This window comes from Leptolyngbya boryana PCC 6306 (assembly GCF_000353285.1).
Classification (GTDB): Bacteria; Cyanobacteriota; Cyanobacteriia; order Leptolyngbyales; family Leptolyngbyaceae; genus Leptolyngbya; species Leptolyngbya boryana.
In genome coordinates, this window is the sequence record NZ_KB731324.1 from 2,423,986 (window position 1) to 2,444,929 (window position 20,944).

A 20,944-nucleotide genomic window follows, 5' to 3' on the forward strand; every position below is an offset into this window, starting at 1 on the left:
GTGCAGTATTACAAATCCGCTATGAACCCACAGATTGAAGTTTTGTCTGATGTCCCTGCTTTAGTCGATCGTGCTCTCGAACTCGTTTTAGAGAAATTAAAAAGTGCGATCGCCGAACGGAATATTGCAACGATCGCGCTTGCAGGCGGCAGCACGCCCAAACCACTCTACGAAAAACTCGCTCAACAAGACTTGCCTTGGGAAAAATTGCACGTCTTTTGGGGCGATGAACGCTATGTTCCTGCCGATCATCCGGATAGTAATCAACGTATGGCAAGACTGGCATGGCTCAATCACGTCCCGATTCCGGCGGAAAATATTCATCCGATGCAGATGGATGCGATTGATCCGACGATCGCAGCCGATCGACACGAAGCAGAAGTCAAAAAATTCTTCAACTCAAAACCGGGAGAATTCCCTGCATTTGATGTGATTTTGCTTGGCATTGGCGATGATGCTCATACGGCTTCTCTGTTTCCGCATACTCAGGCGTTACAGGTCTGCGATCGCCTCATCACCGTGGGCAACAAAGACGGCAATCCTCGCATTACGTTCACAGTGCCGCTGATCAACGCAGCCCGCACCGTCATTTTCATGGTCGCAGGTTCAAACAAACACCACGCACTCACTCAGATTTTCGCCGATCAAGCTGATACGGATACTTATCCAGCGCGGCTGATTCAGCCTCAAGGAGAATTGTGGTGGTTATTGGATCAATCCACGAATTTCAGTAAAGAAAACTGAATATTGGAAGACTTGGGTTTACAATCGGCTTCATCGATTAGGAGTTGAATTGTATCAATGAGCAACCTGATTTCCTCAAACCGTCTGAAACTTGGACGCGCTTTATCCCTTGCTGCCGTCACTCTCACGGTTGGAATTCTGGCGGCTGCCTGCCAAGAATCCGCCCCGCCCACATCTCAAGGTCAAGGAGCAACGTCCGGAAATTCTACCCCTGCTAAAGGTCTCAAGATTGGTTCACTCCTACCTTCAACGGGGGATCTTGCGTCTGTCGGACAGCAAATGGTCGCTTCAGTGCCGATGCTGGTTGATACGGTCAATGCCTGTGGGGGTGTGAATGGTGAGCCGATGACGCTCGTGAGTGTCGATGATCAAACTGATCCCGCCGCAGGTGCAGAAGGGATGACCCGCCTTGCTGAGAAAGAGAGAGTTGCAGGCGTTGTCGGTTCGTTTGCCAGTAGTGTTTCGACTGCCGCTTTACCGATCGCGGTTCGTAATAAAGTCGTCTTGATTTCACCAGGAAGTACTAGCCCCGTCTTTACCCAAGCTGCTAAAGAAGGTAAATATCAAGGCTATTGGGCAAGAACGGCTCCCCCTGATACCTATCAAGCTCAGGCATTAGCAAGACTGGCGACCGAGCGCAAATTGGATACGGCAGGCACGATCGTGATTAATAACGATTATGGCGTTGGCTTTGAACAGGAGTTTGTTAAAGCGTTTGAATCGCAAGGCGGCAAAGTGCTGAACAAAGCAAGACCCACTCGCTATGATCCGAAAGCAACAACGGTTGAAACCGAAGCTGCTGCTGCCTTTGCCGGGAATCCGAAAGCTGTCGCCGCTGTTCTCTATGCGGATACAGGAAGCTTGATTGTCAAATCGGCGTATGAGCAGGGTAAACGATCGCAGTTTCTCTTGACGGATGGCGTTTATTCTCAAGATTTTGTGGATAAAGTTGGCAAAGGGCAAGACGGAAAATCGATTTTGACTGGGGCGTTAGGAACGGTTCCAGGGGCAAGTGGCAAGAGTTTAGATGCGTTTACAAAATTGTGGGAAGAGAAGCAGAAGCGCCCGTTAGTTGCGTATGCGGCTCATGCTTGGGATGCAGCAGCGATTCTAGCTTTAGCGGCACAGGCAGCGAAGTCGAATAGCGGTGAAGCGATGAAAGATAAACTCCGCGAAGTCACGAATGCCCCTGGAGAAGAAGTGACTGACGTTTGTAAAGGTCTGGCATTGCTGAAAGAGGGCAAAGATATCAATTACCAGGGTGCAAGTGGTGATGTCGATATCGATGCAGCAGGCGATGTGGTTGGCTCTTACGATGTTTGGACAGTCAAGGATGATGGTAAATTGGCAACGATCGGGAAAGTGAAACCGTAGTGTCAAGAGTGGGGAGTGGGGAGTGGGGAGTAGAGTGTGTATTTCCCCATCTCCCTATCTCCCCATCTCCCTGTAAGATCAGAGCAGTGTCGTTCTGAACCTTGAAATTATGACTGCTCAAGCATCTTCTTCAATTTATGATTTCTCAGCGAATAGCTTAGAAGGTCAGCCCGTTTCACTCAGCACGTTCAAAGATAAAGTATTGCTGATCGTGAATACTGCAAGTCAATGTGGATTTACACCACAGTATCAAGGCTTACAATCGATTTACAACAAGTTTGAGAATCAAGGATTTGCAGTTTTGGGATTTCCCTGTAATCAGTTCGGGCAACAAGAACCGGGAACCGCAAGTGAAATTCAATCCTTCTGTGAAACTCGCTTTGGCGTGACATTCCCCTTGTTTGAAAAAGTCGATGTCAATGGCAGCAATGCTCACCCGCTGTTTAAGTATTTGACCAAATCTGCACCGGGCATCTTTGGAACTGAAGGAATCAAGTGGAACTTCACGAAATTCTTAGTCGATCGCTCTGGTAAGGTCGTCAAGCGTTATCCGTCTACAACCAAACCAGAAGAAATCGAAAAAGATATTCAAGCGCTGCTCTAAGCGGGATCGTGTTCTAACTGACAGTAAGGGCGACTGTAGCTTAACGGTGGCTCCAGAGCGTGTTCAGCGAGTAAATCAGGATCGCTCATGACTTTCTCAGTCGAGCCATCATAAACGACTCGCCCTTGACTCAAAACGATCGTGCGCTTACACAGTTCCAACGCCAAATCTAAGCCATGCGTCGCAATTAACTGCGTCAGAGGCAAGCTATCGAGCAATTCGCACAGTTAGATCCGCGATCGCGGATCTAACTGTGCGGACGGTTCATCAAGCACCATAACATGAGTTATGGTGCTTGAAAATAAAGTGCCTGTCCGAACAAAAGAATCGCGATCATAATTCTGAGTGCCAGAATATTAAGTTCCTAAAAACTCGACTCCTGCGCCGATGAGCGATTTCGCAGCTTTGAGAATTGCTGCTTGAGACGACGAATCCCCAGAGGCAAAAATCCCCAGAGTGGGCAGAACGCAAATGGCACTGGAATTGCAGTAAAGCGAGTAATCGTACCATCTCGCTGCCCTGCCAAGAGCGAACCAGTACCATCCAAAGTAAGTCCTTCAATCTCTCCTGTTCCCAATGGGATAAGTGTTTGCTGCAAAACACCAGCCCCGTTAAATCGCTGTACAGAAGTAGCGGTTGATACTAAGACATCCCCTGTACTGTCAATAACGACATCAATAACTCCAGGTAAGCCTGAGACCAATGTTGATTGAAATACCCCGGCACTGTCGTATCGTGTGATTGAGTCAGATCCTCGGTTTGCAACAAGAACCTCTCCAGTCGCACTATTGATTGCTATTCCAAGTGGATTGCTTAGATTCGATGTGGTAAACGTGCCTAGGAAAGTTCCTGTGCTGCTGAATCTACCGATAGAAGGGGCAGAGTAACTTGAAACCAACACATTTCCACTGCTCTCGATCGCGATACCCCCAGGCTCATTGAATGGAGTACTTCCTAGTAGCACTCCACTACTGTTGTAACGCTGCAACTCATTAGCATTAAAGTTAGCAGCGAAAATTGTACCCGTGCTGTCTGCTGCAATTCCCCAAGGACCGTTCAAATTTGTTCCAAATTGGGACAGCAAGCCTCCGCTGCTGTTGTAGCGTCGAATCCAACCGCCATCATAACTTGTTGCAAGTATTTCACCAGTGCTTGTCAGTGCTAGATCACTGGTGGGCACTCCAGTGTTTGCAAAGAATACTCCAGTTGGATTGTAGGACAACGCCACTGCTGCTTTTGATGGGCTAAGGCTCAGCGTAGCTGTGAGAGCTACAGTGCCTAATCCAAGTCTGCATGACCTGAATGATGCTCGCTTTTTCGTGTTCGAGGATCGAATTATTCTACTCATTTGAATTGTCATCACAGAATCACCGACTTGAATCAATGGCTGCCCTATTCAAGCGGTTGTTGCGATTTTATTTCTTCCGCATTTTTTCGTGAAAAAATCGGATATGCACTTTCGTCGTAGCTATATTGGCGTAGCCTCAATATTCAGTCAGTGAGATGCAGTACTGGACTCAGCAAAAAGCTTTGCAGTCGAAATCGAAAAATCTAGCCAAAGGTCTTATTTAAGATCCTCTAGCTGGCAGTAAGGGCGACTATAGCTTAAAGGTGGCTCTAGTGCATGTTGAGCAAGCAGGTCAGGATCACTCATGACTTTCTCAGTTGAACCATCGTAAACCACTCGACCCTTACTGAGTACGATCGTGCGCTTACACAGCTCCAACGCCAAATCTAAATCATGCGTCGCAATCAACTGTGTCAGAGGCAAGCTATCGAGCAATTCGATCAGTTGTCTTCGCGATCGCGGATCTAACTGCGCTGACGGTTCATCTAACACGAGAACTTGCGGCTGCATCGCAAGCACACCCGCGATCGCAACTCGCTTTTTCTCTCCGCCTGATAAACCATTCGCGCTTCTCGATCCAAATAGCTCTGGATCAAGTCCCACACAGTTCATCGCGGTTGTTGCTCGATCGATTAATTCCTGCCCGTGAATCTCTTGATTTAGAGGTCCAAAGGTCACATCTTCCCAGACCGTTGGCATGAATAGCTGATCATCTGGATTCTGAAACACAATGCCAACAAAATTGCGAATCTGCTTAAGATACTGAGGCTCAACCGGAAGCTCACCCACAATGACCTGTCCCACTTGCGGTGTGATCAATCCATTAAAGTGCATTAAGAGCGTCGATTTGCCTGAACCATTTGCCCCCACAAGCGCAACTCGCTCAGTCGCACCAATTGAAATCGTAATTCCATTCAGTGCGCGATTGCCATCTGGATAGCAGTAGGAAAGGTTATAGATTTCAATCGGATTATGGTGCATGAAAAGTAATTGCTTGTCCGAACAAAAGAACCGAGATCATAATTGTGAGTGCTAGAATATCGCCCCTACCTCCGGACTGAGTTTCTGCCAGCGGAGGAAGACCTTGATATCCTCTCGCGAGCATCGCTTGATGGACTCGTTCTCCTCGCTCATAGGTGCGAATGAACAGCGAGCCAAACATATTGCCAACGATGATGCGTTGGCGCTTGGGATTTCCCATTAAATTGCGCGATCGTGCTGCTTTCTGCATCGAATGAAACTCATCGATCAGCACTGCAATATAGCGATACATGGATGCGAGAATTGCGACAAGCAACGGTGGCATTTTCAGTGCAGTTAATGCATGAAGCAATGCTGGAACCGAGGTCGTTAGAATTAAAGTATTCAATATCAGTAATGATAAGAACGCTTTAAGTGAGACACTCCCTAAAACGGTTAAGCCTTCAGTTGTAATTTGTATCCAACCCCATCGAAATAGGGTGTGCCCGCCGTCTCGAAACAAGGTTCCGAGCAGAACCACACCAATAAAAACAAATTCAACGGCAACGCGCCTGAATAAGACCCATAATCGAACACGACTCAAAAGCATAATCAGCCCGACTGCACCTGCATAAACTGCCCAAGTCAGCCAGCGACCATTGGGGGTAAGTGCGATCGCAAAGACTAAAAGTAAGGTGCACAGTAACCGCGACTTTGGAGTCAACCGATGCCAAAGCGTTTGATTTTTTTCAGCTTCCACAAGGTGCATTGCACCCAGGTGTAACAGGATCATTGAGATCTCCTAGACAAGTGTGGATCTCTGTTGAAAATAGTTAGAATCGCCCCCTAAGTTCCCAGAGTCAGGAATTTTAGGAGGCTAAAGGTCATGAGAACGCAGCAATTACTTCTCGCCTAGCGATCGCGAATCAAAACCTTCCCTGCACCCCATGCCAATCCAAAGGTCACTAATGTTCCAATCAATCCAGCCGCAGGAGTCGAAATTTGTTCTGGAACTCCTCGCAACTGATACTCTTCAAACATTTGATAAAACGGCAACTTATGCGCGATCGGCTCCTCTGCTGCCTTTTTCTCAAATCCTTGATCCTGAGCAACGCGATCGAGTCCATCCGGATCAGAACTAGCAAACGGCGACAAAAGCACTGCAACCAACAGCGCAACTCCCAATCCCGAAATCACAAACGCTCGATTTCGAGTCTGTGAAACTTGAGTCATACTACCCCCTAAATTACCGTGAAGAATAAGAACGATCCGGTTCCAAAGCTCCCAATCTTGGCGCTTTATAAATCAAATCTGGACGAGTCTTAAAAATATAGCTCACAGCAATCACCGTAATGATCGCTTCCCCGATTCCAATCATGACATGCCAAAATGTCATCGCTGATAATGCAACTGGTAACGGAACTGTTCCAGAAATTGCAAGCTGAACTGCACAGATGATTGCAGCCACAACCACACTTGTCCAACTCGCGATCGCGCTTCCGGTCAAAACCCCTTTCAAGGAATCTCTCCCCATCATGTAGCGAATGGTGCGGTAAAGGTAATACCCGCCAAATGTTCCAATCAACCCCATATTGAAGATATTTGCGCCGAGTGCAGTCACCCCGCCGTCTTGAAACAGAAACGCCTGTACGATAAACACGACCGACATCACGAGCGATCCCGCCCAAGGACCCAGTAATACACCCGCTAATGTTCCACCGAGCAAGTGTCCTGAAGTGCCGCCTGGAATCGGGAAATTAATCATCTGAGCTGCAAAAATAAAAGCAGCGCAAACGCCCATCAACGGCACAGCCCGCTCTTGATAATCTGATTGGACTTGTCTCAGGCTAATGGCGACGAGTGCAAGTGCACAGATCCAAGTAATTAACGTAACCGGTAGATTCAGAAAGCCATCTGGAACATGCAGGGCAAGCTGAGTCGAAACAAAAACCATATTTGCCTATCTCCAATACGACATTCTCGGATGAGAAGAAATGCTTAGGACAAACTTTGTGGAGGTCGGGGATGAACCCTCAGTAAAATTGACCCATCTGTGAGAATTCAATCCCCTCTAGGAGGATGACGGGCGGAATTTAAGCGAGACTTAAGAATTCAACAACTTTCTTGAATCTTCCTCTAGACAAAGTGCACGATCACGCGCTAAGATACGCGATTGTGAGTTTTGCAAGCCCTTTATGAACGCGCAAGAAATCATCCGCTCAATTGAAGCGGAACAAATAAAAGACAATCTCCCAACGATTTACATTGGGGATACGGTTCGCGTCGGCGTAATCATTCAAGAGGGCGATAAGGAACGGACGCAGCCGTATGAAGGCGTTGTGATCGCAAAAGGTAGTGCAGGTCTTACCCAGAGCATCACTGTACGTCGGGTTTTCCAAGGCGTAGGTGTGGAACGGGTCTTCCTGGTTCACTCCCCACGAATTGAAAGCATCAAAATCATGCGTCGGGCGAAAGTGCGTCGGGCTAAGTTGTACTATCTGCGCGATCGCGTTGGTAAGGCGACCCGCTTGAAGCAGCGTTTCGATCGTCCCTTGGTCTAGTAGTTAAAGTGCACTCGGTTTTTTTAGCTAGAATGCACAACACCTGGTAGACTAGATAAAGAACGCAATTCAGAGTCGTTCAGCATATGCGCTCTTAGTTCAGTTGGTAGAACGCAGGTCTCCAAAACCTGATGTCGGGGGTTCAAGTCCTCCAGGGCGCGCTGAATTACTCTGATTTTGCATGTAATAGGATTTTTTCGGTAGTGTGCCGCGATCGACAAAAATCATTATCATAAAAGTTCGGTCGAACAATGGAGCAGAGCAGTGGCAAAGAAAGGCGAGTCAGCTTTGGAGCAAAAATCAGGATTTAATCCGAACGAGTTCGCAAAAGAAACGAAGGAAGAACTCGACAAAGTTGTGTGGCCTAGCCGTCAGCAACTGATTGGAGAATCGCTTTCTGTGATTTTGATGGTCACGCTCTCTGCTAGCTTGATTTACTTTGTTGATCAGTTCTTTCATTGGGCACAAGTGAGAGTATTCGGATGACATTTACCTCAGACGAAACGCAGTACGACGATCGCTCCGAAGAAAACTTGGAGGCAGAGCTAGCCAAAGGTGCTCGATGGTATGCTGTCCAGGTCGCATCCGGCTGCGAAAAGCGCGTCAAAATGAATTTAGAGCAACGGATCGAGACGCTCGACGTTGTGAACCGGATTTTGGAAGTTCAAATTCCTGAAACGCCCATTCTCAAGCACCAAAAAGACGGACGAGCCAAGGAATCGGCTGAGAAAGTTTTCCCAGGCTATGTCCTCGTCAAAATGGTGATGGATGACGAAACGTGGCAGGTAATTAAGAACACCCCCAACGTGATTAACTTCGTCGGCGCGGAGCAAAAACGGCGCTACGGACGAGGCAGAGGTCACGTCAAACCAATGCCATTGGGGCATGGAGAAGTGGAACGCATCTTCAAACAGTCCCAAGAGCAGGAGCCTGTCAGAAAAATTGACATGGCGATGGGCGATAAGATTACGGTGCTTTCAGGTCCATTCAAAGACTTTGAAGGCGAAGTCATCGAACTCAGCCCTGAGCGGAACAAGCTCAAAGCACTTCTATCTATCTTTGGGCGTGAAACCCCGGTAGAACTAGAAGTGAACCAAGTGCAGAAAATTTAATCGGCTTTCAGAAAGTCAAGATCGATGGCAAAAAAAGTAACCGCAGTGATCAAGCTAGCGATCAACGCTGGCAAGGCGAATCCTGCACCCCCGATCGGACCTGCACTGGGTCAGCACGGGGTCAATATCATGATGTTCTGCAAGGAATACAATGCGAGAACTGCTGACCAAGCAGGGATGGTTGTACCTGTAGAAATCTCTGTTTACGAAGACCGTAGCTTCACGTTCATTCTCAAAACCCCTCCTGCCTCGAAGCTGATTGCAAAAGCAGCCGGAATCGAAACAGGCTCAGGCGAACCGAACAAAAAGAAAGTGGGCAAGATTACTCAAGCTCAACTCGAAGATATCGCGAAGACCAAAATGCCTGACCTCAATGCAAACGACATTGAAGCAGCTAAGAAAATCATCGCTGGAACCGCTCGTAACATGGGCGTAACCATCACCGACTAGTTCAATTTTTCGGGGGAGAGATTTTCTCGCCATTTACCCCAGGAGACACATGGTAAAGAAACTATCAAAGCGCACCAGAGAACTGCGTGCAAAGGTTCAAGACAAGGCTTATGCGCCGCTTGAAGCCTTGCAATTGCTCAAAGAAACAGCAACTGCGAAATTTCCTGAATCGGCTGAGGCGCACATTCGTCTCGGTATCGATCCCAAGTACACCGACCAACAGTTAAGAACCACCGTTGCACTGCCGAAAGGAACGGGTCAAGAAATCCGAGTCGCGGTCATTGCTCGTGGTGAAAAAGTAACGGAAGCAACGAACGCAGGCGCGGATATTGCAGGTTCTGAAGAACTGATCGATGAAATCCAGAAAGGACGGATGGACTTCGATCTGCTGATTGCAACTCCCGACGTGATGCCTCAAGTTGCAAAACTTGGTCGTGTGCTAGGTCCACGTGGTTTGATGCCTTCGCCGAAAGGTGGTACGGTGACCTTTGATCTGCCGCAAGCGATCGCTGAATTCAAAGCAGGTAAGCTTGAATTCCGGGCAGATCGGACTGGGATCGTCCACGTTCTATTTGGTAAAGCAGGTTTTTCCGCAGAAGATTTGTTGACGAACCTGAAAGCCCTGCAAGAAACGATCGATCGAAATCGTCCTGCTGGTGCAAAAGGACGCTATTGGCGTACAATGTATGTGTCGTCAACGATGGGTCCGTCCATTGAGGTCGATATCAACGCACTGCGTGACCTCAAGGTTGGAGATGCTGCTTAGACAAAAGTTTTTCAACTGAATATCCAAACCAAAGACAGCAGGTGGTTAAAGCCTTAATGTCCTGCCGAGGTTTGATTTTTCCAGACACTTTCGAGTGTTCTTTAGAAATCATGCGAACTCGGCTTTCTCTTAAAGTCGAGTTTTTTGTTTTTGGATATTCTCATTCGTCCCAAACCAGGAGGTGAGAAAGAGTGGGAAGAACGTTAGCAAACAAGAAAGAGATTGTTGCAGGTCTGAAAGAAACGCTCAGCGAATCACAGTTGATGTTCATCATTAACTACAGTGGTTTGACTGTTGCGGAGATTTCGGATTTACGGAATCGTTTGCGTCCGAAAGGTGCGATTTGTCAGGTGACAAAGAACACGTTTATGGAGAAAGCGACCGAAGGCGACGATCGCTGGCAAGCGGTGAGCGAATTACTGAAAGGTGATTCCGCGTTTGTGATGGTCAAAGACGACCTTGGTGGTGCGATCAAAGCATACCAAGAGTTCCAAAAGGCATCCAAAAAGACCGAGATGCGCGGCGGTGTGATGGATGGCAAAGTTCTCAAAGAAGCGGATCTTAAAGCGATCGCAGATCTACCTTCTAAGGAACAGCTCATTGCACAGATTGCTGGTGCTATCAACGGTGTCGCAACCAAGCTGGCAGTGGGTATCAACGAAGTACCGTCTGGTTTGGCAAGAGCGATCAAACAGGTGTCCGAAAAAGAAGCAGCGTAGTAATCTGCTTGGCAAATTTCAATTGATTTAGGAGTTAGTCCATGTCTGCTGTAACCGATGAAATTGTAGAGAAGTTGAAAGGTTTGACCCTGCTCGAAGCTTCTGAGCTGGTTAAACAAATCGAAGAAGTTTTTGGTGTAAGTGCTGCTGCTCCTGCAGGTGGCATGATGATGATGGCTCCGGGTGCTGGCGGCGGTGCTGCGGCTGAAGAAGTCGAAGAGAAGACCGAATTTGATGCAGTCTTGGAAGAAGTTCCTGCTGATAAGAAGATCGCCGTTCTCAAAGTTGTTCGCGGTATCACTGGCTTGGGTCTGAAGGAAGCAAAAGACCTCGTAGAAGCTGCGCCGAAAGCAATCAAAGAAGGTGTTGCTAAGGCTGAAGCTGAAGACATCAAGAAACAAATCGAAGAAGCTGGCGGTAAAGTGACGGTTAAATAGTCACTCGTTCGATTCTGATGATTTTGGGAGTCTCTTGCGAGAGGCTCCTTTTTTGTTGGTTGTGATTTCTTGTGGAGTGATTGGAAATCGATAGATGCAAAATGCTACTGCTTTGGAAGTTTGGATAGATATTTGTTTAAGAAGGCAGTGCTACATCTGAAGCGCTTTAATACTTCGGGTAAATCGCGTCGTCGGATTGCAATAAGAGTCCGAATCGCTTTTGTTTGTTCAGATTTGACCGTCATTTGACGAACTCGATCGAGACGTTTCTGGTAATCCTGTTTTGCGATTTCGTCGAGAGAAACATCATTTTGAAAATAGTTTTCTAGATAGTTCAGACCTTCGCTGATATCAGGCTGATTTTGGTTCAGATCGGCTTCAAAATCTGTCCAAAATGCAGCAGTTTCTCTGGTTTGGCTGGCCGCGATGCGATCGTAGGTAAATTGAGTGAGATATTTGTAAAACTTCTCGATATCGACTCCAAAAAAGCCAGTATCGACACGAGCATTGGCAAAAGCCGTGAAGATCAAGCCAAATGTAATTGCTTTGGTTACGAGATCTGCGTTGACGGTTGGTTTAGTGGGAATTGAATAGAGAAGCCAGAAAACGGTTGCAGGTAGAGCTAAATTCACCAAAATCCACCACCAAAATGCGATCGTGCTGAGTGGTTTGAAGAAGGGAAGAGATTGGCACTTATTCAGTAGTTTTTTGATGGAGATGGGGAGATTGATTAGTCCAGTCAGGAGCGCGATCGCGATGTACGGTTCCCAAGATTGCAGCCAATTCATCGGTTCAATGCCTCGGATGGACTGGCTGTGATAATCGGGTGCAGGAAGAAATAGCCTGTTGAGGTTAAAGCGAGTGGAATCTGTGGATCGAGTTGCTGTGCTTTCTTGCGTTGGGGAAATAGCATCGAGATAAAACTACTGGTAGCGCGATCGATGTATCCGCGTTTCCAGAGATTTTGGATAATACTCGATACCTGATTGATAGGGAGTCCAACTACATAGACTAAATCTTCGATCGAGGTCGGATGGTGTTCGATCGCTTTGAGGATTTTGATTTCGGTTTGCTCGACTGTGGCGATCGTGCGTTGCAAAGAATTGAGGTAAGGCTGAGTGTTTGCTGTCTGCTTAGATTTTGTTCGCTTGAGCAGATTTTTAGCTGTTTCGATGGGATCTGTCGATTGCAGAATGGGGAATGCGAGAGCGTCCCAAGTTAGAGTTGCCTCACTGGTCGGTGAATCGAAAAATCCTTTGGCACGTTCTTGGGTTTGGTAGGACTGTGCGAGGCGATCGTATTCTGAGTCGTAAATAGATTTGAGTTCGGAATCTTGATCGAGAAGTTGCCGGATTTGATTTACAGCGGATTGAGGTTGACGGCTGGCGAGGTCGCTAATGCTTTGTAGCGTGGGTTGCAGGGCTTCCAAGCGAGAGGGGTCTAGCTGAAGGAGTGTTAGAGAAAAGGCTTGAAAGGTAAAAGCATCGAAGGCATTAGCGATCGTCATAGTCCAGTGTGGGTAAAGGCTGCCCAGTAATAAGGATCGCGATACGGCGGGTCTGTTTCGTCTATTTTACATTCAATGCTTTGAATACAACTCCGAAGATATTCTTGAGCGCCGGGATCGCTTTCCGTTTTGGGGAGCAAGTCTTTGAGCCATTGGGCGAGTGCGGCATTTGAGCAGGTGCGGAGCCAGTTTTGGGCGGATCGAAGTGCGATCGCGCTTTCTTGACCCGCCTGCCAAAATTGGTAGAACCGGATCATCAGATAGGCGTTTGAGGCTTCTTCGACTGTCCAAAGGGTGCTGATGATGTGTGAAACTCCGGCTTGGAGAAAGGCGCTGGTTAAGCCGACGTATTCGGTATCGATCGATTGAGTCCCATTTAGTGCAGTTTCGCAGGCGGAGAGGATGACGAGATGATAGTTTTTCAGATCTAAACTACTGATTTCCTTGGCTGTGAGTGTGTCTGAGTTTTTGAGTGCGAGTTCGGAGTTTTCAGGTTTGCGATCGTTATAGTTGGCGTGTCCTGTGAAATGAAAGATGCCGTGATGTGTTTTGAGAGCGGATTCGACGGTTGCGCGATCGCTCTTTTCTGGTGGAATCGAGAAGGTGTTTGGGGCGAACATTGCTTTCAGAATCACCGATTCGAGTTGTGCGAAAGGCATTGAATTGCCGCGGTCGGGATCTTCAACATTGAGAAGGAAAGAAGTGCGATCGCTGGATCTCGAGTTTAGATTTAAGCCAATTTGGATGCTAGGAAGATAGCTGACAGTCAGACTTTCTGAGAATAGAGCGTGAAGGGGAAAACGATGCAAATCGCGATGGGGCAGGAGAATGAGGTTTTGAATGTTTGGGAGGTGAGATTCGATCGTTTGAATTTGCAGAAGTTCTTTGAGCTTTGTCAGCTGGGTTGATAGAGCTTTGCGCCAAGAATGATCAGCTTGATTGGCTTTCTTAGTGCGATAGTCGTTGTATTGAGTGTTCCAGGATTTGATCCAGGATTGTAGTTTTTTTGCTCGATCGTAGGGGAGCGGATTTTCTAGAACGATCGGGTCTTCTGAAGTTGGGGTAAGGATAAAGGTGGTGAGGGACTCATCGCTGAAATGCCAGTAAACGATCGCGGTTTGTGGATCGAGCAGTTGAAGTATTTCGGCATAGCTTGGGCTGATGACTTGTTCTTTCCATTCGTCGAGAATCCAAGTGAGACAGCGATTTTTGTAGCGTTCTGCGGTTTCGAGAGCGACGATAGTTTCGCCTTGAGCTAGTAGGCGATCGATAGCAATGCGGCTAAAGCTTGAGAACTTTGTTTCAAGATTGCGCTTTTGTAATGGTGTCGATTGGGCATTAAGCAATTGCCGAAAAACTTCTAATCCTTTGATACGCCATTGATCAGCAGTTTCGGAATCGCCTAAGCCAATATAAGTTGTAATAAGGTTTTGAATGAGTTCTAAATAGAACCTCGGAAATGATTCTAACGTCTGTCTTGCAGTGTTATAAACAGTGACTGCTTGACTGTAGTAGATTTTGCTAGTTCGAATATTTTGACTGTTCTGCGCTTGGTAGAAGTAGATGTTACCTTTTCCACGCTGAAGGTTCCCCCATCCTTCAGGGTTAGCTTCCTTTAGAACGCAGGTAAGTCCTTGATCATAGTTCGAGATCGCCTCTTCGTGCCGTCCTAGATTATCAAGTGAAATGCCGCGATTGAACCAAGCTTCGTAAAGGTCAGATTTGATGTCGAGGGCTTTATCAAGGCTTGTGATCGCCTCTTCGTACCGGTCTAGAATATTGAGTGAATTGCCACGACTCGTCCAAGCTGCATAATAATCCGGGTTGATGTCGAGGGCTTTATCAAAGCTTGTGATCGCCTCTTCGTACCGTCCTAGATCATGGAGCGAAATACCGCGACTGTGCCAAGCTGCATAATAATCCGGGTTGATGTCGAGGGCTTTATCAAGGCTTGCCATCGCATCTTCGTACTGATCCAGATTATGGAGTAAAATGCCGCGATTGAACCAAGCTTCGTGAAGGTCAGATTTGATGTCGAGGGCTTTGTCAAGACTTGCCATCGCATCTTCATGCCGTCCTAGATTATCAAGTGAGATGCCGCGATTGTGCCAAGCTGCATGAGAATCCGATTCGATGTCGAGGGCTTTATCAAAGCTTGCGACCGCCTCTTCGTTCCGTCCTAGATTGTGGAGTGAAATACCGCGATTGTACCAAGTTTGATAATCCGGGTTGATGTCGAGGGCTTTATCAAAGCTTGCGACCGCCTCTTCGTCTCGTCCTAGATTATGGAGTGAATCGCCGCGAATGAGCCAAGCTGTATGATAATCCGGCTTGATGTCGAGTACTTTATCAAAGCTTGCGATTGCATCTTCGTATCGTCCTAGATGATCGAATGCAATGCCACGAATGATCCAAATTTCGGGAAGATCCGGTTTAGTGTTGAGCACTTTGTCATAGCTTGAGATCGCACCCTCAAAATCCCCTGCACGGTAACACTCATTTCCTCGGTTCCACCAAGCCTCCGCTTCATCTTTCGGAGCCTGAGGACACTCTCGCTCCAACCGACCCCCAATCAATCCTGCGACTCGGCACAATTCACCTTCATCCAATCGCCCCAACCTCAACAACCGTTCTCCTAATTCCTGATGCTCTTCCCCACTCTGCAACCGTTCCCCAAACCCACGCAACCATTCTGCCAACGCCTCCCGCGTCACCCCTCGCAGTTCCAAAAATCCCCGAATCCATCCCCGACTAAACTCCGATCGCCGTTCCACCTCATCCAGCAAGGCAAACAACACCATTTCATAGTCAACCGAGGAACTTTGAGACGGAGAATGTTCGACTTCAGCCTTAGAACAATCGCCACTCTTGCGCCAGAAATTCCGAAACATCGATCAGAGCCTTGAAACAATCAGATTTATTCTACAAAGCGAAAAGTAGAGATTGGGGAACTCTAGCGATCGCTTTTATCCTTTGCTGTGATGGATACACGATCGCGAACCTGATACACTACACAAAGATTTTGATACATATGTATGAGCTTCGACAATCTTTGTAAGCTGCTAGCGGAAAAGCACCCGGAGCGATTTGCAGCTTGGTTACTCGGCGAAGAAGTGACAAGCACGATCGAAGTTCTCAAAACCGAACTGAGCATCGAACCCATTCGAGCAGACTCGGTGACATTTCTGAAAACGAGCGATCGCATTCTTCATCTAGAGTTCCAGACTATTTGGACATCTGATCCGCCCATCCCTTTTCGGTTACTAGATTACTGGGTGCGGCTGTATCGGTTGTATCGATCCTCCATTACTCAAATCGTGATTGTGCTGTTGCCGCCGAGTGAAGGAATGACGATCGAGAATTTCTTTGAAGAGGAATCAACTCGCCATGAATTTCAAGTTATAAAAATGTGGGAGCAAGACCCAGACCCATTTCTACACGATCCAGTTCTGCTGCCTTTTGCTGCCCTGACTCGAACTCAAAATCCAGATCAACTGCTCGATCGTATTGTCCAACAAGTTGCAGAAATTCCTGAAACCGAGGAACGGCGAGAGGTTTCGTCGTATGTGCAGCTTATGGCAGGTCTAAAGTACGATAAAGATAGAATCCACCGCCTATTTCGGGAGGACATGATGCGAGAATCCGTAATCTATCAAGAAATCCTTCAAGAAGGAGAAGAACGAGGACTCACACAAGGACTTTTACAAGGGCAACGATCGCTGATTCTCCGTATGCTGGAGCAAAAAATCGGGTCACTCTCGCAACAAGAACGTGATCGCATTTCCACACTCAACTTAGAGCAACTTGGAAACTTAGCGATCGCGCTTCTAAACTTCTCTTCTCAAACCGATTTAGAAGTTTGGCTAGCAGAGCAAAATTAGGTCAACTGCTTCTTCTTCAAAGTATTCTGAAGCAAAATCAGCAATGCGCCAACTGTGATAAAGCCCAATGCGAAAATATGGCTCTTTTGCTGTGCATAGGCAATGAGCAAAAGATTGAGTAAAACCGCGATTGCAGGAACGATCAGCGGAACCTGAAACCCAGAAATGATAGGCTCTCGGCGCTTAATCACTAGCAGAGAAAGATTGGTCAGAACAAACATAATGAGAATCAGCGTTGCGGTTGTTCCTGCTAGCAGTTCTCGTGTGCCAGCTAGAGCAATCACAATCACGATCGCTAAAATCACCAAAATTGCTCGATAAGGTGTTGCTCGTTCAGGATGTAATTTACCTGCCCAGGTCGGAATTAAGCCCTCGCGAGCCATCCCAAAAACTAATCGCGACGCAGTCACAAAGTTCAGCAATGCTGTATTCATCACAGCAAACAGAGGAATGAATGTGAAAATCAACTTCGGGAAACTTGGCTGAGCGCGAGTGACGACATCAAGCAAAGGCGCTTTTGAGCCAGCTAAATCTGTAGGACTCAGCACATTCACAGCCAGCCAAGCGATCGCGATATAAATGACTCCCGCGATCGCCAAGGACAAAACAATTGCTCTTGGCACATTCCGCTCAGGATTTTTGACCTCTTCAGCGACATTCACAATGTCCTCAAAGCCAATGAACGCATAGAACGCGATCGACGCTCCTCCGATAATTCCTGTCCAGCCTGTTTCAGGTTGAATCGCCACAACTGGAGCCGTTGTTGCTGCACCTCCGAATATATAAATGCTGGCAAGTAGAATCACGATCAAGAGTCCTGAAGTCTCGATCGCGGTACACACCAAGTTCAGTAACGAGGACTCTTTCATGCCTCGAAAATTGACATAGCCCAGTGCTGCAAACAGAAGAATGACCAGAAACCACTCGGGCAATACCGGGATCGAAGCCATCAGATAGCCAGCAAATGCCTTGGAAATCGTTGCCATTGAGACAATGCAGGTACAAAACATGACCCAGCCAACTAATGTCGAAAGCCAGTCAATCCGAAAAGCTTGCTGGACAAAATGCGCGACCCCTCCACACTTTGGCAATCGCCCTCCTAACTCGGCATAGCTCAAAGCCGTAAAAGCAGCAACGACGAGGGCAATGATAAATGAAACCCAAACCAGTGAAGCCGAAGGTTTCGTGATATCTCCAATCACGGCGTAAATTCCCGCCCCCAAGATGTCACCGACTCCATATATCACCAAGGCAGGTAGCCCAAACACTCGTTTGAGTGAGGTCGATTCTTCATTCGTTTCCATGTCAACTTTTTTACCTCTAACAAGGGTGGAAATCTATCACTTTCGCGATCGCTCACGGTCTAGCTTAAGGTTTACACGTTGCGATTGTCTCGCGGTATGCAATGATTGCAACACTCGAACATGTTTAGGAAATGAAGCTTATAGAAGCGATCGAGTTCTTGCAAGAGTGCAAGCTGATTAGCTTATTTCAAATCCAATAATCCTTCTTCTTTCAGCTTCGGATTAAATCGAATCTCAGCTTGAACGTTGCGCGCTTTGAGTTGCGTCATGATCTCCGACTCCACGCGGCGGGCAACGTTTTTTAATGCTTTCATTTGAGAGAGTTCATCGATCGCGCTTTCAAAGGTCGATCGCTCTTGAGCAGTCATGAATTCTTTTACCTGAATCGGCTGTGTCCACTGTGATTCATCGCTGAGTGGTGAACCATTTTCTTCAATCCAAGCGGCGCGAGTCGTTTCTAAAATTGTGCGATTTGGTCGATCGATTAAACTGACTTTCACCCAATAGCACTCCCGTGGACACCTCACCAAATGCTGTCTCAGGCTTAAAAAGACATCTCGCGAGAACCCAACAAATTTCAGGTTTTTCTCTTGATCAAAAATTGCATAGATGCCGATTTTGCCTTGAAACTGTTCTAGCAATTGACCAGCTTGATCAACGTAGGGAAGAAACTCTAACTCTGACAGCGATGGAATTTCGGACATTGGATTCACAGGGCGAAGTTGCTCGATCGTAGTATATTGAGCATTGCCGATCGCCAAATTTAACAATGACTCAATCTTCTCAGATCCCGAATTGCGCTTGGAAGCGTCCGATTGGAAAAGGATGGGAAAAGCCCTACACCGTACGCTATCCGAGCAATTTGGATGATGGGGCTTGGCATGGTGCACCGTTGGGAGGATTCGGAGCGGGATGTATTGGGCGATCGTCGAAAGGAGATTTTAATCTTTGGCATATTGATGGCGGAGAACATGTGTTTGAGTCGATGCCAGCATGTCAATTTAGCGTGTTTGAACAGGTCGGAGAAACCGTTCAGGCTTATCAGTTGACCACGGATCAGAGTGTAGAAAATTCATATCCTGAAAATGGTGGAACTTATTCAGCTTTGTATCCGCGGAGCTGGTTCCAGTACGAGAATGTGTTTCAAGCGCAGCTAACGTGTGAACAGTTCTCACCGATCATTGCTCAGAACTATCAAGAAACGAGCTATCCGGTTGCTGTCTTTCAATGGACAGCACACAATCCAACGGATCAGCCGATCACGCTCAGTATTATGCTGACCTGGCAGAATATGGTCGGTTGGTTTACCAATGCATTGAAATCACCGGAAATTCGCCTCAGAGATGATGGTAGCCCCGTGTATGAATATCAGCCTCGAATGCGGGAAAGCGCGGGGAATTTCAATCAGCTAACGGGTAACGAGAATCAATTAGCGATCGTTATGTCTCGCGCTTTCGATCAACCGACTGAAGGCGACGGACAATGGGCGATCGCAACGAATCTCAATCCTTATCTGTGGGAAGTCTTTTACGATACTCGCTGGCTTGAACATTCAGAGCTTTGGCAAAGCTTCTCGCAAGATGGATCGCTTCGGGATCGAGATGACGAAACCCTTTCAAACGGAGAAACGCTCGGCAGTGCGATCGCAGTTCGCTTTACTTTGAAACCTGGTCAAACTCTACAAATTCCCTTTGTTCTCAGTTGGGATTTTCCAGTCACCGAATTTGCTCAAGGAATTGAGTATTTCCGACGCTACACCGATTTCTTCGGTCGCAGTGGGAAGAATGCTTGGTCGATCGCTCGAACGGCTTTGAAGCATCTAAAATCATGGCAAGAAAAGATCCAAGCTTGGCAGCAACCGATTCTTGATCGAGCCGATCTCCCTGATTGGTTCAAAATGGCATTGTTCAACGAACTCTATGATCTGACTCAAGGTGGAACATTGTGGAGTGCTGCGGACGAGCGCGATCCCGTTGGACAGTTTGCTGTACTCGAGTGCATTGATTATCGCTGGTATGAGAGCTTAGATGTTCGGCTGTATGGCTCGTTTGGATTGCTCATGCTTTGGGAGAAGTTAGAGAAATCCGTCATGCTAGCTTTCGCGAGAGCCATTCCAGCACAAGACGATCGCACCCGCGTGATTGGTTACTATTACACGATCGGTTCCGAGAGTCCGATGGCACTGCGCAAAGTAAAAGGCGCAACTCCACACGATTTGGGCGCACCGAATGAGCATGTGTGGGAGAAAACGAACTATACCGCTTATCAAGATTGCAACTTGTGGAAAGATTTAGGCTCGGACTTTGTGCTGCAAGTGTATCGAGATTACTTACTCACTGGCGCAACCGATGTCGAATTTTTAGCAGAATGCTGGGATGCGATCTCTGAAACACTTCTCTATCTCAAACAGTTCGATCTCGATAATGATGGCATTCCTGAAAACTCTGGCGCACCCGATCAAACCTTTGATGATTGGCGATTGCAAGGAGTCAGTGCTTACTGTGGTGGTTTGTGGATTGCGGCACTGGAAAGCGCGATCGCAATTGGCAAAATTCTCGATCGTCCGGTCGAACTCTACCAAGCATGGCTCGCTCAATCTCGTCCAATTTATCAAGAGAAACTTTGGAATGGAACTTACTACCGCTTAGATAGTGAGAGTGGCTCTGATGTTGTCATGGCCGATCAACTCTGTGGACAGTTCTATGCGAAGTTGTTAAATCTGCCGGACGTTGTGCCAACCGAATGCACCGAGTCTGCACTCAAAACGATCTACGATGCTTGCTTCGTGAAATTCAATCAAAAGATGAATGTGGAACGTGCGATCGGCGCAGCGAATGGAGTTCGACCCGATGGCTCTCCTGAAAATCCGAATGCAACCCATCCCCTTGAAGTCTGGACAGGAATTAATTTTGGCTTAGCTGCTTTCTTGATGCGAATGGGCATGAAGTCTGAAGCTTGGGCGATTACAGAATCAGTTGTCCAGCAAGTTTATGATCATGGCTTGCAGTTCAGAACCCCAGAAGCGATTACCGCCGCAGGGACATTCCGAGCCAGTCACTATTTGAGAGCAATGGCGATTTGGGCGGTTTATCTGATGTGCGATCGCAATACTCCAGCCGAATAATTCACCGCATGAGGTTTGCAAGTGGGAGATGGGGAGAATCTAGGCTCAGATTA

General features: G+C 47.3%; 23 protein-coding genes, 1 tRNA gene and 1 other annotated feature. Of the genes, 13 read left to right on the forward strand and 11 right to left on the reverse strand.

Going from position 1 to position 20,944, the window contains the following annotated elements; translation table 11 throughout:
- Window positions 1–21: 21 nt before the first annotated feature.
- The 3 genes from pgl (at window position 22) to LEPBO_RS0112180 (ending at window position 2,722) form a co-directional block, all read left to right on the forward strand.
- Window positions 22–744, forward strand: coding sequence for a 6-phosphogluconolactonase (gene pgl, locus LEPBO_RS0112170; protein WP_017287847.1), 723 nt, complete (start codon window positions 22–24; stop codon window positions 742–744).
- 57 nt (window positions 745–801) lie between these two features.
- Window positions 802–2,118 (forward strand): ABC transporter substrate-binding protein, encoded by a 1,317-nt coding sequence (locus tag LEPBO_RS0112175; protein ID WP_017287848.1) that lies wholly within the window; start codon window positions 802–804, stop codon window positions 2,116–2,118.
- 109 nt (window positions 2,119–2,227) lie between these two features.
- Entirely contained in the window at window positions 2,228–2,722 is a 495-nt protein-coding gene (locus LEPBO_RS0112180) for a glutathione peroxidase (RefSeq protein WP_017287849.1), read from the forward strand.
- Here LEPBO_RS0112180 and LEPBO_RS36925 read toward each other — a convergent pair.
- The 6 genes from LEPBO_RS36925 to cbiM form a co-directional block, all read right to left on the reverse strand.
- A complete protein-coding gene (locus LEPBO_RS36925; protein WP_239741155.1) occupies window positions 2,719–2,928 on the reverse strand; it encodes a hypothetical protein in 210 nt (69 codons plus the stop codon). The two genes, LEPBO_RS0112180 and LEPBO_RS36925, sit on opposite strands and share 4 nt — an antisense overlap.
- Window positions 2,929–3,086: 158 nt before the next feature.
- Window positions 3,087–3,950: an NHL repeat-containing protein gene (locus LEPBO_RS0112190; RefSeq protein WP_017287851.1), complete on the reverse strand. Its 864-nt coding sequence runs from the start codon at window positions 3,948–3,950 to the stop codon at window positions 3,087–3,089.
- Window positions 3,951–4,286: 336 nt separating this feature from the next.
- Window positions 4,287–5,051, reverse strand: coding sequence for an energy-coupling factor ABC transporter ATP-binding protein (locus LEPBO_RS0112195; RefSeq protein ID WP_017287852.1), 765 nt, complete (start codon window positions 5,049–5,051; stop codon window positions 4,287–4,289).
- On the reverse strand, window positions 5,041–5,823 hold the full coding sequence (cbiQ, locus tag LEPBO_RS0112200; protein ID WP_017287853.1) for a cobalt ECF transporter T component CbiQ: 783 nt from the start codon (window positions 5,821–5,823) through the stop codon (window positions 5,041–5,043). Before cbiQ ends, LEPBO_RS0112195 begins: the two co-directional genes overlap by 11 nt.
- Before the next feature lie 119 nt (window positions 5,824–5,942).
- Window positions 5,943–6,263: a PDGLE domain-containing protein gene (locus tag LEPBO_RS0112205; RefSeq protein WP_017287854.1), complete on the reverse strand. Its 321-nt coding sequence runs from the start codon at window positions 6,261–6,263 to the stop codon at window positions 5,943–5,945.
- A gap of 13 nt (window positions 6,264–6,276) precedes the next feature.
- Window positions 6,277–6,984 (reverse strand): cobalt transporter CbiM, encoded by a 708-nt coding sequence (gene cbiM / locus LEPBO_RS0112210; RefSeq protein ID WP_017287855.1) that lies wholly within the window; start codon window positions 6,982–6,984, stop codon window positions 6,277–6,279.
- A gap of 241 nt (window positions 6,985–7,225) precedes the next feature.
- On the opposite strand from cbiM, the gene rplS reads away from it, so the two are divergent.
- The 8 genes from rplS to rplL all read left to right on the forward strand — a co-directional run bounded on the left by rplS (window position 7,226) and on the right by rplL (window position 11,075).
- Entirely contained in the window at window positions 7,226–7,591 is a 366-nt protein-coding gene (rplS, locus tag LEPBO_RS0112215; RefSeq protein ID WP_017287856.1) for a 50S ribosomal protein L19, read from the forward strand.
- A gap of 88 nt (window positions 7,592–7,679) precedes the next feature.
- Window positions 7,680–7,752 (forward strand) — tRNA-Trp (locus tag LEPBO_RS0112220).
- 103 nt (window positions 7,753–7,855) lie between these two features.
- Window positions 7,856–8,077, forward strand: a complete 222-nt coding sequence (gene secE, locus LEPBO_RS0112225; RefSeq protein WP_017287857.1) for a preprotein translocase subunit SecE — start codon at window positions 7,856–7,858, stop codon at window positions 8,075–8,077.
- A complete protein-coding gene (nusG, locus tag LEPBO_RS0112230; protein WP_017287858.1) occupies window positions 8,074–8,703 on the forward strand; it encodes a transcription termination/antitermination protein NusG in 630 nt (209 codons plus the stop codon). Before secE ends, nusG begins: the two co-directional genes overlap by 4 nt.
- 24 nt (window positions 8,704–8,727) lie before the next feature.
- Window positions 8,728–9,153 (forward strand): 50S ribosomal protein L11, encoded by a 426-nt coding sequence (rplK, locus tag LEPBO_RS0112235; protein WP_017287859.1) that lies wholly within the window; start codon window positions 8,728–8,730, stop codon window positions 9,151–9,153.
- A 49-nt stretch (window positions 9,154–9,202) separates the two neighbouring features.
- Window positions 9,203–9,919 carry a 50S ribosomal protein L1 gene (gene rplA / locus LEPBO_RS0112240; RefSeq protein ID WP_017287860.1) on the forward strand — a complete coding sequence of 239 codons (717 nt, stop codon included), beginning with the start codon at window positions 9,203–9,205 and terminating at the stop codon, window positions 9,917–9,919.
- 10 nt (window positions 9,920–9,929) lie between these two features.
- Window positions 9,930–10,075 (forward strand) — a sequence feature (ribosomal protein L10 leader region).
- Window positions 10,076–10,110: 35 nt separating this feature from the next.
- Window positions 10,111–10,638, forward strand: coding sequence for a 50S ribosomal protein L10 (gene rplJ, locus LEPBO_RS0112245; RefSeq protein ID WP_017287861.1), 528 nt, complete (start codon window positions 10,111–10,113; stop codon window positions 10,636–10,638).
- A 41-nt stretch (window positions 10,639–10,679) separates the two neighbouring features.
- Complete coding sequence (gene rplL, locus LEPBO_RS0112250; protein WP_017287862.1) at window positions 10,680–11,075, forward strand: 50S ribosomal protein L7/L12; 396 nt, start codon at window positions 10,680–10,682, stop codon at window positions 11,073–11,075.
- Window positions 11,076–11,179: 104 nt separating this feature from the next.
- On the opposite strand, the gene LEPBO_RS0112255 is transcribed toward rplL, so the two are convergent.
- From LEPBO_RS0112255 to LEPBO_RS36930, 3 genes are read right to left on the reverse strand one after another with little or no spacing between them, the layout of a single operon-like run.
- Window positions 11,180–11,863: a hypothetical protein gene (locus tag LEPBO_RS0112255; RefSeq protein WP_017287863.1), complete on the reverse strand. Its 684-nt coding sequence runs from the start codon at window positions 11,861–11,863 to the stop codon at window positions 11,180–11,182.
- Window positions 11,860–12,582 (reverse strand): winged helix-turn-helix domain-containing protein, encoded by a 723-nt coding sequence (locus LEPBO_RS0112260; protein ID WP_017287864.1) that lies wholly within the window; start codon window positions 12,580–12,582, stop codon window positions 11,860–11,862. The genes LEPBO_RS0112255 and LEPBO_RS0112260 overlap by 4 nt, the downstream gene beginning before the upstream one ends.
- A complete protein-coding gene (locus tag LEPBO_RS36930) occupies window positions 12,579–15,473 on the reverse strand; it encodes a CHAT domain-containing protein (protein ID WP_017287865.1) in 2,895 nt (964 codons plus the stop codon). The genes LEPBO_RS0112260 and LEPBO_RS36930 overlap by 4 nt, the downstream gene beginning before the upstream one ends.
- A 144-nt stretch (window positions 15,474–15,617) precedes the next feature.
- On the opposite strand from LEPBO_RS36930, the gene LEPBO_RS0112270 reads away from it, so the two are divergent.
- A complete protein-coding gene (locus tag LEPBO_RS0112270; protein ID WP_017287866.1) occupies window positions 15,618–16,463 on the forward strand; it encodes a DUF4351 domain-containing protein in 846 nt (281 codons plus the stop codon).
- Here LEPBO_RS0112270 and LEPBO_RS0112275 read toward each other — a convergent pair.
- Both LEPBO_RS0112275 and LEPBO_RS0112280 read right to left on the reverse strand, forming a co-directional pair.
- Window positions 16,460–17,767 carry an APC family permease gene (locus LEPBO_RS0112275; RefSeq protein WP_017287867.1) on the reverse strand — a complete coding sequence of 436 codons (1,308 nt, stop codon included), beginning with the start codon at window positions 17,765–17,767 and terminating at the stop codon, window positions 16,460–16,462. The two genes, LEPBO_RS0112270 and LEPBO_RS0112275, sit on opposite strands and share 4 nt — an antisense overlap.
- 182 nt (window positions 17,768–17,949) lie before the next feature.
- Window positions 17,950–18,537 (reverse strand): GIY-YIG nuclease family protein, encoded by a 588-nt coding sequence (locus LEPBO_RS0112280; RefSeq protein WP_017287868.1) that lies wholly within the window; start codon window positions 18,535–18,537, stop codon window positions 17,950–17,952.
- Between LEPBO_RS0112280 and LEPBO_RS0112285 the strand changes: the two genes are divergently transcribed.
- Window positions 18,537–20,891: a GH116 family glycosyl hydrolase gene (locus LEPBO_RS0112285; protein WP_017287869.1), complete on the forward strand. Its 2,355-nt coding sequence runs from the start codon at window positions 18,537–18,539 to the stop codon at window positions 20,889–20,891. The genes LEPBO_RS0112280 and LEPBO_RS0112285 overlap by 1 nt on opposite strands.
- Window positions 20,892–20,944 lie beyond the last annotated feature (53 nt).